Raw genomic sequence first — 15,746 nt, forward strand, 5'->3', positions numbered from 1 at the left:
CCATTATGTTCCGGCGTACGAGTGCAATCCCGCAATGACGAGGTTGACCGCCACTAAGTTAAACATAATAATGGCAAAGCCGATGACGGCGAGCCATGCCGACTTTTCACCATGCCAGCCTTTTGACAAACGAAGGTGCAAAAAGGCAGCGTAAAACAGCCAAGTGATAAGCGCCCATACTTCTTTCGGGTCCCAGCCCCAAAAACGCGTCCAGGCGATTTGCGCCCAAATCATCGCGAAAATGAGCGCCCCGAGCGTAAACACCGGAAAGCCGATCGCCACCGCCCGATAGCTGATCTCATCGGTCAAATCCAAGTTAACGTTCTTCACGAGCGGCTTGAGCGCGGCGGCAACGCGCTTGCGCAAGAGAAGCCGAAGCATGATGTACAGCGCCGTTCCGGCTATGAGCGACCAGATGACCGTATTTAGCTTTTTTGCATTGATGATCGCCGGCATCTCAACAAGCGGCTCCATGCGGCCGGCGCTTTCTTTCATAAGCTCCCCTTTGTGCGGCCCAACGAGCGCCGGCATATCGTAGATGACCTCAACCGTCTGCTTGTTTTTGTCGACCCACGTGAACTTCGCTTCATACCCAGAAAGACCGAACGCTGTCGAAACGATGACAAAGCCGAGCGTGGTAATTAAGCAAAACATCACCACTTCGAGCCAAAACGTCCGTTTCGACGGCTTCGATTGATCGACGACGCGGATCAAATAGATGAGCCCAGCGACAAAGCTGATGGCCAAAATCGCTTCACCAGCCGCCGCCGTCGTCACATGGATGTGCAGCCAATCGCTTTGCAAGGCGGGAATGAGCGGCGAAATTTCCCGCGGAAACATGCTTGCGTAAGCAATCACAAGCAACGCGACCGGCAGCGCAAACAAGCCGAGCACACTCAGCCGGTAAATGAAATAAATAATAATGAAAGCAGCAACCAGCATCATGCCGAAAAAGGTCGTAAACTCGAACAAGTTGCTCACGGGCGCGTGCCCGGCGGCGATCCAGCGCGTCACAAAATAGCCGACTTGGGCGAGAAAGCCGATGATCGTCACGGAGATGCCAAGCTGCGACCAACGATCCTTCTCTTGCCGTTCTTTTCGCTTGTCGCGAATGGCGCCGCCAAAAAAGAACGTGCCGATTAAATATAGAACGAACGCGATATATAGCAACGTGCTGCTAAGCTGTACCATGTCCATGGACTTGTCCCCCTTGTCCGGCTTTTTTGTCGTTTTCGAGCTGATCAGCCGGCATCATGACGCCGGTGCCGTCAAGCAAACGGCGCAGCTCGTTTTTCAAGCCGAACCAGTTTTTATTCGTGTGCGCGGCGATCCATAGCTCTCCGTTTACCCGCTGCACCCAAATGCGGCGGTGGTTCCAATACATCCCTTGGATGAGCCCGATCATGAAAATCGCGCCGCCTACCCCTAAAATCCAAAGCGTAAAGTCGCGGCGGACGGTCAAACCGGAGACATTGCGGGTTTGAAGCCCCGCGAACGCCATTTTGTATTTGTTGTTGCCAAACGGTTCGATCGTCTGCTGGATGGCGACAAAGCTTACTTCCCCTTTCGGACGGTCCGGCGCGTACATTTTGAACACGAACGCCGGATTGTTCGGCACACGCGACTTCGTTGACGGATTGCCGTCTTCATCAAACTCAAAATCAGGAAAATAGCTTAATAGCTCAACGCGATACCCATGTCCGAGATTGTACGACTCTTTCGGATCATACAAGTCGACCGTCACCGTGCCGAACGTTTTCCCCGACTGCTTGTCCGCCAACTGAAATGACATCGCTTTCGGCTCATTCAAGCGGAAATCGACTTGGTAGAGCGCATAATGGTCGAACTCCAGCGGCTCGTTGACGCGAATCGGATACTCCTTCACTTTTTCAAGCTTCGGCTTGGCGCCGGGGATCACAGGACCGACGCGCTTATACAACACGACGTTTGTTTGATAGTTTTTGGCGATCATCCCGTTGCCGACGCGGTCGATGGCAGCGTTGAACACTTCGTTGTCTTTGCCTTTCTCATATGTTTCAAAAATAAATTTTTCACTCTTTAAAAAGTAGCGGCCGTTCGTCCCAGGAATTTCTTTCGTCTCCCCTTCCGGAATCCACATCACCCGATCGATGTACATGCCGGGAACGGAACGAAGCATCGCCCCGATCAAGAAAATGATGAGGCCGATATGATTGACGTACGGCCCCCAGCGGGAAAAACGCCCTTTTTCAGCGAGCAAATGCCCGTCTTCCTCGCGGACATGGTAGCGCCGCGCAGCCAGCCGTTCTTTCAACACAGCCATCGTCTTGTCGAGATCGCTCACATGCGAGACGCCAAACAACCGCTGCCGCTCTAAAAAGCGCGGATGGCGCTTCACCCCTTGCCGCTTCAAGGCGCGGTAAAGCGGAACGACCCGGTCCAAGCTGCAAATGACAAGCGAAACGCCGATTAAGGCGATGAGCAAAATGTACCACCATGAGCCGTACAAGTTGTTAAAGCCGAGCTCATAATACAGCTTCCCTGCCCAGCCGTACTGCTGCTTATAATACTCCGCCGGATCGACGTTCGGCGGAATATACATTTGCTGAGGGAAAATCGTGCCGATCGCCGAAGCGATGAGCGTGATGACGATGAGCGCCACCCCGACTTTGACCGACGAGAAAAACGCCCAAATTTGGTCGATCATCGTTTTTTTGTACGTTTGCGATCGGCGCGCGCTTCCTTCGTAGCGCATGTCCAAAATCAGTTTTTCTCCCAAATCGGCAAGCGGCTTGCCGCACGACTCACAAAACGCCGTGCCGTGCGGATTGACATGGCCGCATTCGCATTTGACGTGTTCCATGGCGCAAAACTCCTTACGGTTTGATGCTTTCTAGATGCCGTTCGATGTCTTCTTTCGTCATCGTTCCGGTAATGATTTGTTTTACTTCGCCTTTTTTGTCAATCAAAAACGTTGTCGGCAGCGGCCCGACGTTATAGGCGTTCAATACTTGATCTTGACGGTCGATCACAATCGGAAATGTCAGGCCGAACCGTTCCGCGAATTTTTCAACGCTCAACTTCGGTTCACCGACATTGACAGCCAAAATTTCAACCCCTTTTTTTTTGTAAATCGGGTACAGCTCGTTCATATACGGCATCTCCCGCTCGCACGGCTTGCACCACGTTCCCCAAAAGTTCAAAAAAACGCCTTTGCCGCGATAGTCTGAAAGACGATGTTCATGCCCTTTCAAATCGGTCAGCACAAAATCAGGCGCCGTCGAACCAACAGCGACAGCCGTTTTCTCCGTGAAAAAATTCGTGTAAATCGTATAGCCGATCGCCGCGAGCAACACGAGCAAGATCGCTGTCCTCATCACTAAGCGCTGTTGTTTTTTCATCGTTCAAACCCCTTTACGTTTCTCCTCCCCCACAGCCAACGCTAGAGGGGGAGGCAAGCGGTTCACAATCTCCCATTTTCCATTATAGCAAAGTCCCTCGCTCGTTTATGCGCAAGGATATGAACGTTATGTGACAATCTTCGTCATTTTCTTCCCCCGGATTGGGCAAGGACGCGCAGCAACTTCACCTCATGCGGCGTCAGCTCGCGGTATTCGCCGGGGCGCAGCCCTTTCAAATCGAGAAACGCGTACCGCTCCCGCTTCAGCTTCAGCACCTCGCAGCCGATCGCCTCAAACATGCGGCGCACTTGCCGGTTTCGTCCTTCGTGGATACGGATTTCCACAATGGCTGTCCCCTTCTTCCGGTCGGCGGAGAGCAGCTTCACTTTGGCTGGCGCCGTCATGCCATCTTCCAACTGCACTCCTTGTTCGAGCCGTTTCAGCTGCTCGTGCGTTGGAATGCCTTTCACTTTGGCAATGTACACTTTTTCAATTTCATACCGCGGGTGCATAAGCAGGTTGGCAAAGTCGCCGTCATTCGTCAACAAAAGCAGTCCAGACGTATCGTAGTCAAGCCGCCCGATCGGATAAATGCGTTTGTCCAGATCTTTGAAAAAATCGGTCACCACTTTGCGGCCTCTGTCATCTTTGACGCTGGAAATCACCCCGCGCGGCTTGTACAGCAAATAATACACCGGCTCTTCGCGCTCGATCGGGATGCCGTCGACTTCGACATCATCGCGCGGCCCGACCTTGACGCCAAGCTCCTTGACGACGCGGCCGTTCACTTTCACCCGCCCTTGCAAAATGAGTTCTTCCGCCTTGCGCCTTGACGCGATGCCGGCGCGGGCGATCACTTTTTGCAACCGTTCCATTCTCTCTCACCTCTTTCATCATCTTACCCTTTCCGTCTAACAGATACAAGTGCGGCACTTTTATTTTTCACCTTTCCCGTTCCCTTTGCAAACAAAAAACCCGCCGGACGGGGGGAACGAAAAAAGGCGCCGCTAGCGCCCGAATACAAACAAAACGATGAAAACAGAAACAATAAAGCTGAGAATGTCGGCCAAAATGCCGACTTTTAACGCATCGCCCATTTTTTTGACGCCGACGGCGCCAAAATAGACGGTGAGCACGTAAAGCGTCGTCTCCGTACTGCCTTGGATCGTAGAAGCAAGGCGCCCGATGAACGAATCCGGGCCGTAAGTAGCGATCAAATCGGTCGTCATGCCGAGCGCCGCCGTGCCGGAAAGCGTGCGGAGAGCCGCAAGCGGAACGACTTCGGCCGGCAGTCCAATGGCATCAGCCAGCGGTTTGATCACTTCCATCATGGCATCAAGCGCCCCTGAGGCTCGGAAAATGGCGACCGACACCAACATGCCGACCAAATACGGGATGAGCGAAAACGCGATCTCGATCCCTTCCTTGCCGCCTTCCACAAACGCTTCATACGTCGGCACTTTCTTTGCTGTACCGTAAAGCAAAATAAAAGCGATGAGCGCAGGGATCAGCCAAACAGAAAGAAGTTGGACGATGGCCATTATGGCTTCCTGCCTTTCCGCATCCGTTTCCAATAATAGTACCGGTCAATCAATACCGCCCCAATCGTCGAAATCGTCGAGGCGACGATCGTCGTCCCAATGATCTCGCCAGGCGCCGCTGAACCGTACGTCATTCGGATCGAGATGACGGTCGCCGGAATGAGCGTAATGCCTGATGTGTTCATGGCCAAAAATGTCACCATCGACCGGCTAGCCTCGTCGCGGCCGCCGTTGAGCTTTTTTAGCTGCTCCATCGCCTTTATGCCCATCGGCGTCGCCGCATTGCCAAGGCCGAACATGTTGGCGACCATATTCGAGACGATATAGCCGAGCGCGGGATGGCCGGGCGGCACCTCTGGAAACAAGCGGCGTACGAGCGGCATAAACAGGCGCGCCGCTTTGTCAAGCAAGCCGGCGCGTTCAGCGATCGCCATCAGCCCGAGCCAAAACACTAAAATGCTGACCATGCCGATGCTGATCGTCACCGCTTCTTTGGCGCTTTCAAACACCGCTTTGTTCACTTCGTCCATCGTGCCGTTGGCCGCCGCAAAGACGATGCCAATGACCGCCATCATCACCCAAATGAGGTTAACCATCGCTTCTCACACCTAAAAAGCGAAATGCTTGCCATAAAAACCCTCGGCCGCTTCCTTCCTTTCCCGGTTCATACAGCAGCGGCACCGAATCAACCGCCTTTTGATGCAAATAAAGCACCGCCTTTCCGACCTCTGTCGGCGCCCGTTCTGGGTATTTTTTCCATTCTTTGCGCGGCTTCAGCAAATACACTTTCACCTGCAGCCCGCTCTCCTCTTTATCGGTCACCGGATATCGCAAATCGCGGACCGCCTGCAACCGCCCGCGGTAAAACGGATCAGAAATTTTGTCGACCACCCGCTCGCTGCTCACTTTGGCGATGTGATAATGAGAAAATCCATATTCGTACATAGCGATATGGTCATTCCAATCGTCCGGTGCATCCAACGTCACAGCGATCAAATCGATGCCGCCTTTGGACGCCGTCGTCACGAGCGTGCGATGGGCCCGTTTCGTATAGCCGGTTTTGCCGCCGGTGCAATATTCGTAAAGACTTGTCAACAACTTGTTTTTATTTCGCCACACACGCGCGCCGTCTTCGCCGGGCGGAGCGGGGGCGCGGTACACCTTCGTCCCCGAGATGCGCCGAAACTCTTTGTTTTTCATCGCATATTGCATGAGCAGCGCCATATCGTACGCGGTTGAGTAGTGGTTTTCCGCGTCATCCAACCCGTGCGGATTGGCAAACTCGGTATCACGCATCCCGATTTCAGCCGCTTTTTGGTTCATTAAAAAAACAAATCCTTCGACGCTGCCGCCGACATGTTCAGCGATGGCCACCGCCGCGTCGTTGCCGGAACGAAGCATCAGCCCATATACCAAATCGCGCAGTTTGATTTTCTCCCCTTGGCGCAAGTAAATTGACGACCCTTCGGTCCGGACAGCGCGGGCGCTGACCGTCACCGTGTCGTCCATCTTCCCCGATTCAATCGCCAAAATGGCGGTCATAATTTTCGTAATGCTGGCGATGCGCCGTTTTGTATAGGCATCCTTGGCAAACAAAACCCGCCCGGAATGCTGCTCTATCAAAATCGCGCTTTTTGCGCTCACCCCATCCATAGCGCGCATCCGCTCTGGAACAAATGCCATAATCCCCGCAGCGAGTGCAAGAATGAGCGCAATGAGCTGCTTCTGCTTATTCATCTCATATCGGCGAGGATCCCCCTCCTTTAAGGAGCGGGGAGGAATCGCCTGCTCCTCCTTTCCGATTAGGCTGAACGGGCCGCAGCCGAAGAAACGTCGCGGCGGAAACAGGCTGAACCCCAAAGCCGCGTTTTGTACAAGTGTATGCGTCGATGGGACAAATATGATGAAAAAATGCCGTTGCAAGGGGAGACAGCCCTGAACGATCCGCTCCGGCGCTTGCGCTGGGCGCATTGATGACATTTCCCTGCAAAGAGAAAGCCGCTCCCCGAAAAGACGGACAGGTGTCCTGATGGATCGCAGCGCCTGCTCTCCCAAAAAAACGGGCAGGGGGTTCCCCTCCGCCCGTTTAAAACGGCTGCCAACGAAGCTTCCGCGCCTCATGAAAGCGCTCTTCAACGTTGCGCCAGTTGACGACGTTCCACCAATGTTCGATGTACGCCGCCCGATCATTTTTGTATTGCAAATAGTAGGCATGCTCCCACACATCAAGCACAAGAAGCGGGATCACATCCCATTGCGCCATGAGCTGGTGTTTTTCCGCCTGCAAAATTTCCAGCCGGTGCGCTCGCGGCGCCCAAACGAGCAACGCCCAGCCGACCCCTTCGGCGCTTTTCGCCGCTTCGGTGAAATGACGGCGAAAGGCGGCAAAGCTGCCAAAATCGCGCTCGATTTGCGCCCGCAGCTCCCCGCGCGGCTCGCCGCCGCCCTCTGGATGCATGTTGTACCAAAAGATAGTGTGCAAATAATGCCCGGAGCCGTGGAACGCCGCTTCCCGCTCCCAATGTTTCAACAGATCAAAATTGTTCGTCCGGCGCGCCTCGGCCATCATCCGCTCCGCTTTGTTGAGGCCGTCGACATAGCTTTGATGATGCTTCGTATGGTGGAGGCGCATGATTTCTTCGGAAATATGCGGCTCGAGCGCATCATAACGGTACGGCAGCGGCGGCAAGACATGACGGCCGGGCGCTACTTGTTGACGCGGCTCACCGCCGTCGTCCGCATCCACCCAGCGTCGCTTTCCATCGGTCACGTTGTCCGCTTGACCCGGCTCGCCGTCAGCTATATCAGGCAGCGAGTCGGAGAGCTCCGCCATAAAAGCCGGCTCTTTTGCGTCCTCAACCCGCTCTGCCGTCCCGCTGGTGTCAAGCCATCCGTCTTCGTTCTCTTTGTTTTCACTCTCCAGTTCAGGCGACACCGATTCCCCTTCGACTTGTTCTTGCGTCGCCTCTTCTTCCCGCTCGGCAGCTGACGAATCAGCCAGGCGGACGGCCCGAGTGTATACGTCATCGACAAGACGCTGGAGCTCGTAAATCGCTTCTTCGGTCCATTCATCGCCGTGTCCATCGATGTACGCCAACAAAGACGAAAGCCCAACATCCTCAGCCATCCTGCGTGCAGACAGCGCCTGTTCAACTTGTCTTCCCCACGCAGCCGCTTCCATGACATACTGGCGAAGCGCACCGACATACACGTCATCGGCAAGGCGCTGAAGCTCGCGGACGGCCTCTTCCGTCCACTCGCCGTCATGCTCGGCAATAAACTCGAGCAGCGACGAAGCGCCATCCGTGCTTGCCCCACGCAAAGCGAGCGTCTCCTTGACTTGATTTCCCCATTCGTTCACCCTAGCCGCATATTGGGCGAACAACACCTGATCGTCCATTTGGTAAAAACCTCCTCCTGTTTTGTTCGCCATATCGTATGCTGTCATGGGGAAATCGTTCTTGTCCGCATTCACCCAAATTCCCGGCCGCTCATACATAGAGCAGCGAGGGCAGTCATCATAGGAAAAGACAGCAAGGAAGAACAGAATCGCCGCAATGCTTCCCTGCGGCGGGTCTGCAAATGAGCCATAGATAAACCGCTCAAAAAAATCGGGCTGACCCAAAACATATTCGCGTTTTGGGTCAGCCCCCCTTTTTTCTGAAAAAGGCAGGCTACTTTGGCAAACCGCCGGCTGCACCAAACGGTTTCCTTGTCCGGACGCACAGAAAACGCGGCGCCAACCGCATTTTCTCGTTACGCCGACCGTTCAGGCAAGCGGCACTCGCCGGTTTCCGCCCATTCGCTGACAAGCGCCTGCAGCGTTTTGGCGTCTACCTCGGCAAAATAACGGCGCAATTCCTCTTCATCGTGAATATAGACGCGCTTTCGCTGCCGATACGCCGGATTTTTCCATAAACAGACAAGAGCAATGATGTCGCGCAAATGAATGTCGCGCCCGTTAGCCGTAAACAGTGGATCGCTTTCATACGGCAGCCAATCAAGCAGCGCCGCCTCAAAATGGCGCAAATACAACACAGACAGCGTCCGCTCTTCGCCCCCGTCGCGGTACGTGACTTCCGAGCGGTTGAAATAGTCTTCAAACGTGTTCGATTGCGACTTTTGCAGCTCTTCACCGTACAGGCGGCAAACGTTCATGAGCGCTCTCCTTCCCGATCAGCCATTTTTCTTTAGTTTACCATATTCCGGCTGCCCATCGCTCAAATTTTCTGCTAATTTTTCGAAAAATAAATCCGCTTCCCGCTCGGATTCGCCATCGTCCGCCCATTCCGGCAGCGGCGGCAGCTCCTCGAGCGTTTTTAGCCCGAAATAATCGAGAAATTCCGGGGTTGTCCCGTACAAAATCGGCCGCCCGGTTCCTTCGGCTCGTCCAACCTCTTTAATGAGCGCCCGTGCCATCAGCGTCTGCAATGGCTTGTCGCTTTTTACGCCGCGAATTTCCTCAATCTCCGCGCGTGTAATCGGTTGGCGGTATGCGATAATGGCGAGCGTCTCAAGCGCCGCCTGCGACAGCGGCGATGCTCCCGGCGCTTCGACCAACTTCTTTAAATAGGGGGCGTGTTCTTTTTTTGTCGCCAACAAAAACACGCCGCCAAGTTCGACAAGCTGGATGCCGCGCTCTTCCCGTCGGCAGTCTTGTTGAAGCTCCTCGATCACCGCTTTCGCCTCTAGCTCGCTGACTTCCAACACAGCGGCAATTTGTGAAAGCGACAGCCCTTCGTCACCGGCAGCAAACAACAGCGCTTCGACAATCGCCTTCGCCGGCTTGAGCGCGCCGGCGCCCTTTTTTTCTCTTTCGTTTTGTTCCATCGCCCTTCTGCCACGCCAAACTCGTTGGCGCCCCTCCTCCTTTCCTCCTGTTTTCGTCGTTTCCCAAGTCTTCTCACCCCAATGTGAGTCAACTCTCCGCCTTATCATGGCATGGGCAAACAAACAACAAAAGAAAAGCGGCCCGCCGCAGCGAACCGCCGCGGCCAAACCGCACCGCCTCAACCGGCTGGTTTCACCGCAAGAAACAAATCGCTGAAATTCCGTTCTTGCTCAACGATGATTTCGTCTTGCTTCATCAACTCTAAAATGGCCAAAAACGTCACGACGATATACGAACGATCGTAGGACGGAAACAGCTCGTAAAAGTTTTTCCGCCCGTTCGCCTGCTTTAGTTCATGCAAAATTTCCGCCATGCGCTGTTCGACGGAAATATCTTGGCGGGAGATTTTCGCCCGCATCGGTTTTTGCAGTTTTTTGCGGCGCAACAGCTTCGACAAGGCGCCAAGCATATCGTATACGTTCACATCCAGCGGCGCCGCCTTTTTCTCATCCGCGTATGCGCTTAAGTCGCTCGGCGGCTTTGTAAACAAAAGCGCCCGCTCCTCTTCGCGCCGCTTCAGTTCGCGCGCCGCCTCTTTAAACTTTTTATATTCAAGCAGCCGCTGCGTCAGCTCCTCGCGCGGGTCCCCGTCATCGCCCCACTCGATGTCGCCGTCGACAGCTTCCTCATTGGAGGGCGGCAACAGCATTTTGCTTTTGATCGCAAGCAAGGTGGCCGCCATCACTAAATATTCGCTGGCGATATCCAACTCAAGCTCCTGCATGGCGTGAATGTACGCCATATACTGCTCCGTAATTTGCGCGACCGGAATATCGTAAATATCAATTTCATAGCGGTTGATCAAATGCAAAAGCAGATCAAGCGGCCCTTCAAACGCTTCGATTTTGACGTTGTACGGCAATTGCACATCCATCCCACCATTTTTTCCAGAACCACCGCCCGGTAGGCTCGTCTCCAGCTGCAGTACATTTATTGTATCATAACGAAGCGGCGAAGCGAACGGAAAACAGCCTCTTTTTTTGCGCCGCAGGCCGCCGAAGCCGTATAATCGAAGAAGAGCCGTCCGCCTTCACATGGCGCGGCCTACTTTTGAAAGGAACGATGGCCGATGTATCCAAAAGCGTATATCGAGTATTTGGTCCATTTCCATAGCGACCGCGATTATTTTGAATGCCACGAAATTTTGGAGGAACATTGGAAACAAGACGGTCGAAACAAAGGTTGGCTTGTGCTCATTCAAATGGCGGTCGCTTTTTACCATTACCGGCGCGGCAACGTCTTGGGAGCGCTGCGCCTCATTCGACGGGCGCGGGCGCTGCTTGACGAAGCGCAAGAGATGATCCGGCGGCTCGGCCTCGATGACGAGGCGCTCGCCCGCTTGCTCGACGAGACGGCTGGGCGGATCACTCGCGGCGAACCGTACGAAAGCGTCGAACTGCCGATTCGCGACCGTTCCCTTTATGAGCAATGCCAGGCCGCCTGCGCCCGCCGACAGCTCGTTTGGGGGCAAGCCAGCGACCTAGCCAACCTTGATCTTGTGGATAAACACCGGCGCCGCGACCGCTCGGACGTCATCGCCGCACGCGAACAAAAAAAACGGGCCAAAGCGGAAGGAGTTGGCTTCCCTCCCCCTCCGCCGCCCGCCTGAGCGCGGCGCCGCGCTAGTTTCGTTATTCGTTGCACGCATGGCATTTATCGAAAAACGAGGCGGTCCACTCGTTGGCGCACAATCGGCGGCCCGGGTACACCTCTTTCAATGCCTTGACCATCTGTTTTCCGATCCCTTGGTGGCGGTGTGACGGATTGACGCTGATGTGCTGGATTTCCACAACATCAGGAGCGCGCAACAGGACGCCGATAATGCCGACGATGTCATCCCCTTCTTTCCATAAAAACAGCTGCCAATCGTTGTTTGTTTCATACTGTTTCATCGTCTGCTGCAGCCGTCTCAGGTCTTTTTCCGTCGGCATAAACGACAACAGTCCCATGGCGATTTTCTCATAGTTTTTTCGGTAACGGATTAACATAAAAAATCCCTCATTATCGACAAGCGCTTTTCCGAAATGGAAAAGTTTTTGTCATTTTCTCTATACGTATTATAAACATTCTCACCGATATTGTGAACCATTTCATGCCTTTTTACGCAAATTACGCAAGCGTCCGCAAGACGTTCGCCATTTCGATCGCCGACACCGCCGCTTCCCATCCTTTATTGCCCGCTTTCGTGCCGGCCCGCTCGATCGCCTGTTCAATGGTGTCCGTCGTCAACACGCCGAAAATGACCGGAACACCGCTTGCAAGCGCCGCGTGGGAGACGCCTTTGGCCGCCTCGCTGCAGACGTAGTCAAAATGGCTCGTTGCCCCACGGATGACAGCGCCAAGCGTAATGACGGCGTCAAACTGCTTCGACTCCGCCATTTTTTTCGCTACGAGCGGAATTTCAAACGCACCCGGCACCCAGGCGACAGTGATGTCGCTGTCGCTCACGCCATGGCGCGTCAAGCCGTCGATCGCCCCAGATAAAAGCTTGCCCGTGATGAATTCGTTAAAACGAGAGACGACGATGCCGATTTTCAATCCGGTGCCGACTAAGTTTCCTTCAATGATGCGCATGTTCGTTGCTCCTCCCATCATTAAAAATGAAGCATATGTCCTAATTTTTCATGTTTCGTGCGCAAATATTTTTCATTTTCCTTTTTCGCTGGCATCTGAATGGGCACCCGTTCAACGACTTCGAGTCCATGCCCTTTTAAGCCGGCGATTTTGCGCGGGTTGTTCGTGAGCAGGCGCATTTTCGTCACGCCAAGATCTTTCAAAATTTGCGCCCCGATGCCATAATCGCGCAAATCGGCGGGGAAGCCCAGTTTTTCGTTCGCTTCGACCGTATCATAACCTTGCTCCTGCAGCTTGTAAGCGCGCAACTTGTTCATAAGGCCGATGCCGCGCCCTTCTTGGCGCATGTAAAGCAACACCCCGCGCCCTTCCGCCTCGATTTGCCTGAGCGCCGCATGCAGCTGCGGACCGCAGTCGCACCGGTACGAGCCAAACACATCGCCAGTTAAGCATTCGGAATGGACGCGCACCAAGATCGGCTCATCCGGGATGATCTCTCCTTTGACAAGCGCCACATGCTCTTTTCCGTCGAGCACGTTTGTGTAGCCGATGGCGCGAAATTCGCCGAATTCGGTCGGCAGCCAAACGTCCACCTCCCGTTTCACGAGCTTTTCCCGCTGGCTCCGATAGGCGATCAAATCTTTGATCGTGATCATTTTCAATCCGAACTGATCGGCGATTTGCCGCAAATCAGGAACGCGAGCCATCGTCCCGTCCTCTTTGATGATTTCGCAAATGACGCCGGCCGGCGTCGCGCCGCACAAACGGGCCAAATCAACCGCCGCTTCTGTATGGCCGGCGCGCCGAAGAACGCCCCCCTTTTTCGCAATCAACGGAAAAACGTGGCCAGGACGTTTAAAATCGCTCGCTTTCACATTCGGATCAAGCAGCGCCTGAATCGTCGCCGCCCGCTCGTAGGCGCTGATTCCCGTCGTTGTCGTTTTGTAGTCGACACTCACCGTAAACGCTGTGCCATGCGCGTCCGTGTTATGAGTGACCATCGGCTCAAGCTCGAGCCGCTCCGCCAATTCCTCCGTAATCGGCACGCAGACGAGCCCGCGGCCATGAGTGATCATAAAGTTAATGACATCCGGCGTCGCTTTTTCGGCCAGCACGACAAAATCGCCTTCATTTTCGCGGTCTTCGTCATCGCAAACGATGATCACTTCTCCGTTTTTCAGCGCCGAAAGCGCTGCTTCAATCGTGTCAAACATCAAGCTTGCCCCCTTTTCCACTATTTATAGCCGTGCTGCTCCAAAAATTCGACCGTCAATTTGGAGGTCGGCGTCGCTTTCGCGTTGAGGAAAGCGGCGACGTACTTGCCGATCATGTCGCACTCGATATTGACGAGATCGCCCGGCCGCTTTTCGCCTAAAATCGTCGCCTCACGCGTATGCGGAATGAGTGAAACGATGAACGTGCGCTCGCTCAGACCGAAAATCGTCAAGCTCGTCCCATCGACAGCGACCGATCCTTTCTCAATCATATAGGCGCGCAGCGAGGCCGGCACTTCGATTTCATAGTAGACGGCGTTCGCTTTCGGCCACTGCCGGATGATGCGCCCGACGCCGTCCACATGCCCGGTGACGAAATGGCCGCCAAACCGTCCCCCAGCCGCCATTGCCCGCTCCAAATTCACCTTCGATCCCGGCTTTAATGTTTTTAGCGCCGTCGCTTTCACCGTCTCCGGCATGACATCGACCGTAAACTGCCGTTCGGTGAACGATGTGACGGTCAAGCAGACGCCGTTGACGGCGATGCTGTCGCCAAGCCGCACATCTTCGAGCACCCGCTTGGCGCCAATCGTCATCACGATGGCGTCGCCGGTTTGCTTCATTTGTTCGATCGTGCCGATCTCTTCAATAATGCCAGTGAACACAACGATTCCTCCTTCCGTTTCGGCGCGGCGACGATTTTGATGTCCGGGCCGATCGTCTCGATGCGGCGGATGTCAAGCTCCACCGCTTCAGCAAGCCGGGCGAAGCCAAGGCCGCCGACCGGCGTCGGCGCCCCGCGGCCGCCGATCAGCTTCGGAGCGATATAGGCGATGACCTCATTGACTGCTCCCGCGCGGAGGAAGCTGTCATGAACGCGCGAGCCGCCTTCGACAAACAGCGACATGACTCCCTGCTCCCCAAGCAGACGGAGCACATCGCGGACATCAGTCTGGGCCGTCGGCATTGAAAATACGCGCACCCCAAGGCGCTCATACGCCGCCGCTTGTTCCCGACTGACGCCGCCGGTGATGATCCACGTTTCTGCTTCCTTGTCAGCGACGACATGGGCGTCAAGCGGTGTACGCAATTTTGTATCCAAAATGATGCGCAGCGGATTTTTCCGCTTTTCCCCAAAGCGGACGGTAAGCTTCGGGTTGTCGGTCAAAACGGTGTTGACGCCGACCAAAATGGCGTCATGCTGCGCACGAAGGCGATGGACATCCTCACGCGCCGCGCTTGATGTAATCCATTTGCTTTCCCCCGTCGCCGTCGCGATTTTGCCATCGAGGCTGCATGCGAACTTCAACGTGACAAACGGCGTTTTTGCGGCGATATAGTGGAAAAACATCCGATTCAATTCGTCCGCTTCGTCTTTTAATACGCCAACATCAACGTCAATGCCCGCTTGGCGCAGCTTGGCAATCCCTTTTCCCGCGACAAGCGGATTCGGGTCGGTCGTGGCAACGACGACGCGACGGACGCCCGCCTGGATGAGCAAATCGGCACATGGCGGCGTTTTTCCATAATGGCTGCACGGCTCAAGCGTCACGTACACCGTCGCACCGCGCGCCTTCTCGCCAGCCATGCGGATCGCATAGACTTCAGCGTGCGGCTCACCCGCTTTCAAATGGGCGCCAAGCCCAACAACCGTCCCACCGTTGACAACGACCGCGCCAACTGCAGGATTGGGAGACGTTTGCCCGACTCCAGCTTTGGCCACATCGAGAGCGAGCCGCATATAATGTTCATCGTTATGCACCGCACTCCCTCCTTCAATAAAAATGAAACCCCCGGGATGTCCCCGGGGGCTCATCGATGAGAGAATGACCAATGATGCGCAAACAAACACATGTTCGCCAAGCAGGCTATACCGGCCGGTCGGAAACAAAAGATACTACCATGCCTAGTCGGCCGACAGACGCTGCCCACGCGGTCTGAACCGGCCGAAAACAGCCGTGCGCATATTGGCATCCTTCTCCCATCCAGACTATACTGTCGGCTCCGGAATCGCACCGGATCCTGCCTTTCGGCTCGCGGGCTGAGGGGCGGAAAGCCCCATCACCGCCGGTCGGGAATTTCACCCTGCCCCGAAGGATGCATCACGATATCGTTATGTTCATTATACCACACGAAACGCCCTGCA

Annotated in this window: 17 protein-coding genes and 1 riboswitch; of the genes, 1 reads left to right on the forward strand and 16 read right to left on the reverse strand. The window is 54.8% G+C overall.

The window, feature by feature from the left end; genetic code table 11:
* Positions 1-3: 3 nt before the first annotated feature.
* The 11 genes from ccsB to GYMC52_RS11505 form a co-directional block, all read right to left on the reverse strand.
* Entirely contained in the window at positions 4-1,191 is a 1,188-nt protein-coding gene (gene ccsB / locus GYMC52_RS11455) for a c-type cytochrome biogenesis protein CcsB (RefSeq protein ID WP_041469521.1), read from the reverse strand.
* Positions 1,178-2,842: a cytochrome c biogenesis protein ResB gene (locus tag GYMC52_RS11460; RefSeq protein WP_012820702.1), complete on the reverse strand. Its 1,665-nt coding sequence runs from the start codon at positions 2,840-2,842 to the stop codon at positions 1,178-1,180. Before GYMC52_RS11460 ends, ccsB begins: the two co-directional genes overlap by 14 nt.
* 13 nt (positions 2,843-2,855) lie before the next feature.
* Positions 2,856-3,380 carry a thiol-disulfide oxidoreductase ResA gene (resA, locus tag GYMC52_RS11465; RefSeq protein ID WP_012820701.1) on the reverse strand — a complete coding sequence of 175 codons (525 nt, stop codon included), beginning with the start codon at positions 3,378-3,380 and terminating at the stop codon, positions 2,856-2,858.
* Between the two features lie 143 nt (positions 3,381-3,523).
* Positions 3,524-4,255 (reverse strand): pseudouridine synthase, encoded by a 732-nt coding sequence (locus GYMC52_RS11470; RefSeq protein ID WP_011231765.1) that lies wholly within the window; start codon positions 4,253-4,255, stop codon positions 3,524-3,526.
* 132 nt (positions 4,256-4,387) lie between these two features.
* Positions 4,388-4,921 (reverse strand): spore maturation protein, encoded by a 534-nt coding sequence (locus tag GYMC52_RS11475; protein ID WP_011231766.1) that lies wholly within the window; start codon positions 4,919-4,921, stop codon positions 4,388-4,390.
* On the reverse strand, positions 4,921-5,517 hold the full coding sequence (locus GYMC52_RS11480) for a nucleoside recognition domain-containing protein (protein ID WP_012820700.1): 597 nt from the start codon (positions 5,515-5,517) through the stop codon (positions 4,921-4,923). The genes GYMC52_RS11475 and GYMC52_RS11480 overlap by 1 nt, the downstream gene beginning before the upstream one ends.
* Positions 5,510-6,658 carry a D-alanyl-D-alanine carboxypeptidase family protein gene (locus tag GYMC52_RS11485; protein WP_012820699.1) on the reverse strand — a complete coding sequence of 383 codons (1,149 nt, stop codon included), beginning with the start codon at positions 6,656-6,658 and terminating at the stop codon, positions 5,510-5,512. The genes GYMC52_RS11480 and GYMC52_RS11485 overlap by 8 nt, the downstream gene beginning before the upstream one ends.
* 349 nt (positions 6,659-7,007) lie before the next feature.
* Positions 7,008-8,321, reverse strand: a complete 1,314-nt coding sequence (locus GYMC52_RS11490) for a superoxide dismutase (protein WP_012820698.1) — start codon at positions 8,319-8,321, stop codon at positions 7,008-7,010.
* 356 nt (positions 8,322-8,677) lie between these two features.
* Positions 8,678-9,079 (reverse strand): hypothetical protein, encoded by a 402-nt coding sequence (locus tag GYMC52_RS11495; protein ID WP_012820697.1) that lies wholly within the window; start codon positions 9,077-9,079, stop codon positions 8,678-8,680.
* 18 nt (positions 9,080-9,097) lie between these two features.
* Positions 9,098-9,751, reverse strand: a complete 654-nt coding sequence (scpB, locus tag GYMC52_RS11500) for an SMC-Scp complex subunit ScpB (protein WP_033005253.1) — start codon at positions 9,749-9,751, stop codon at positions 9,098-9,100.
* 179 nt (positions 9,752-9,930) lie between these two features.
* On the reverse strand, positions 9,931-10,686 hold the full coding sequence (locus GYMC52_RS11505) for a segregation/condensation protein A (RefSeq protein ID WP_033005256.1): 756 nt from the start codon (positions 10,684-10,686) through the stop codon (positions 9,931-9,933).
* Between the two features lie 195 nt (positions 10,687-10,881).
* Between GYMC52_RS11505 and GYMC52_RS11510 the strand changes: the two genes are divergently transcribed.
* Positions 10,882-11,421, forward strand: coding sequence for a DUF309 domain-containing protein (locus tag GYMC52_RS11510; protein ID WP_012820694.1), 540 nt, complete (start codon positions 10,882-10,884; stop codon positions 11,419-11,421).
* A 22-nt stretch (positions 11,422-11,443) separates the two neighbouring features.
* Here GYMC52_RS11510 and GYMC52_RS11515 read toward each other — a convergent pair whose 3' ends face one another.
* The 5 genes from GYMC52_RS11515 to ribD form a co-directional block, all read right to left on the reverse strand.
* Complete coding sequence (locus GYMC52_RS11515; RefSeq protein ID WP_012820693.1) at positions 11,444-11,800, reverse strand: GNAT family N-acetyltransferase; 357 nt, start codon at positions 11,798-11,800, stop codon at positions 11,444-11,446.
* Positions 11,801-11,921: 121 nt separating this feature from the next.
* Positions 11,922-12,386 carry a 6,7-dimethyl-8-ribityllumazine synthase gene (ribE, locus tag GYMC52_RS11520; protein WP_011231776.1) on the reverse strand — a complete coding sequence of 155 codons (465 nt, stop codon included), beginning with the start codon at positions 12,384-12,386 and terminating at the stop codon, positions 11,922-11,924.
* 20 nt (positions 12,387-12,406) lie between these two features.
* On the reverse strand, positions 12,407-13,600 hold the full coding sequence (locus GYMC52_RS11525) for a bifunctional 3,4-dihydroxy-2-butanone-4-phosphate synthase/GTP cyclohydrolase II (RefSeq protein WP_012820692.1): 1,194 nt from the start codon (positions 13,598-13,600) through the stop codon (positions 12,407-12,409).
* A gap of 20 nt (positions 13,601-13,620) precedes the next feature.
* Complete coding sequence (ribE, locus tag GYMC52_RS11530) at positions 13,621-14,265, reverse strand: riboflavin synthase (protein ID WP_012820691.1); 645 nt, start codon at positions 14,263-14,265, stop codon at positions 13,621-13,623.
* On the reverse strand, positions 14,220-15,362 hold the full coding sequence (gene ribD / locus GYMC52_RS11535; RefSeq protein WP_012820690.1) for a bifunctional diaminohydroxyphosphoribosylaminopyrimidine deaminase/5-amino-6-(5-phosphoribosylamino)uracil reductase RibD: 1,143 nt from the start codon (positions 15,360-15,362) through the stop codon (positions 14,220-14,222). The genes ribE (GYMC52_RS11530) and ribD overlap by 46 nt, the downstream gene beginning before the upstream one ends.
* Before the next feature lie 207 nt (positions 15,363-15,569).
* A riboswitch (FMN riboswitch) is annotated at positions 15,570-15,702 on the reverse strand.
* Positions 15,703-15,746 lie beyond the last annotated feature (44 nt).

It is taken from the genome of Geobacillus sp. Y412MC52 (assembly GCF_000174795.2).
Taxonomy (GTDB): Bacteria; Bacillota; Bacilli; order Bacillales; family Anoxybacillaceae; genus Geobacillus; species Geobacillus thermoleovorans.

Bases quoted from the DNA above. Each gene is read 5' to 3' on its own strand.
- ccsB (WP_041469521.1), bottom strand. From the start codon at position 1,191: ATGGTACAGCTTAGCAGCACGTTGCTATATATCGCGTTCGTTCTATAT.
- GYMC52_RS11460 (WP_012820702.1), bottom strand. From the start codon at position 2,842: ATGGAACACGTCAAATGCGAATGCGGCCATGTCAATCCGCACGGCACG.
- resA (WP_012820701.1), bottom strand. From the start codon at position 3,380: ATGAAAAAACAACAGCGCTTAGTGATGAGGACAGCGATCTTGCTCGTG.
- GYMC52_RS11470 (WP_011231765.1), bottom strand. From the start codon at position 4,255: ATGGAACGGTTGCAAAAAGTGATCGCCCGCGCCGGCATCGCGTCAAGG.
- GYMC52_RS11475 (WP_011231766.1), bottom strand. From the start codon at position 4,921: ATGGCCATCGTCCAACTTCTTTCTGTTTGGCTGATCCCTGCGCTCATC.
- GYMC52_RS11480 (WP_012820700.1), bottom strand. From the start codon at position 5,517: ATGGTTAACCTCATTTGGGTGATGATGGCGGTCATTGGCATCGTCTTT.
- GYMC52_RS11485 (WP_012820699.1), bottom strand. From the start codon at position 6,658: ATGAATAAGCAGAAGCAGCTCATTGCGCTCATTCTTGCACTCGCTGCG.
- GYMC52_RS11490 (WP_012820698.1), bottom strand. From the start codon at position 8,321: ATGGACGATCAGGTGTTGTTCGCCCAATATGCGGCTAGGGTGAACGAA.
- GYMC52_RS11495 (WP_012820697.1), bottom strand. From the start codon at position 9,079: ATGAACGTTTGCCGCCTGTACGGTGAAGAGCTGCAAAAGTCGCAATCG.
- scpB (WP_033005253.1), bottom strand. From the start codon at position 9,751: ATGGAACAAAACGAAAGAGAAAAAAAGGGCGCCGGCGCGCTCAAGCCG.
- GYMC52_RS11505 (WP_033005256.1), bottom strand. From the start codon at position 10,686: ATGGATGTGCAATTGCCGTACAACGTCAAAATCGAAGCGTTTGAAGGG.
- GYMC52_RS11510 (WP_012820694.1), top strand. From the start codon at position 10,882: ATGTATCCAAAAGCGTATATCGAGTATTTGGTCCATTTCCATAGCGAC.
- GYMC52_RS11515 (WP_012820693.1), bottom strand. From the start codon at position 11,800: ATGTTAATCCGTTACCGAAAAAACTATGAGAAAATCGCCATGGGACTG.
- ribE (WP_011231776.1), bottom strand. From the start codon at position 12,386: ATGCGCATCATTGAAGGAAACTTAGTCGGCACCGGATTGAAAATCGGC.
- GYMC52_RS11525 (WP_012820692.1), bottom strand. From the start codon at position 13,600: ATGTTTGACACGATTGAAGCAGCGCTTTCGGCGCTGAAAAACGGAGAA.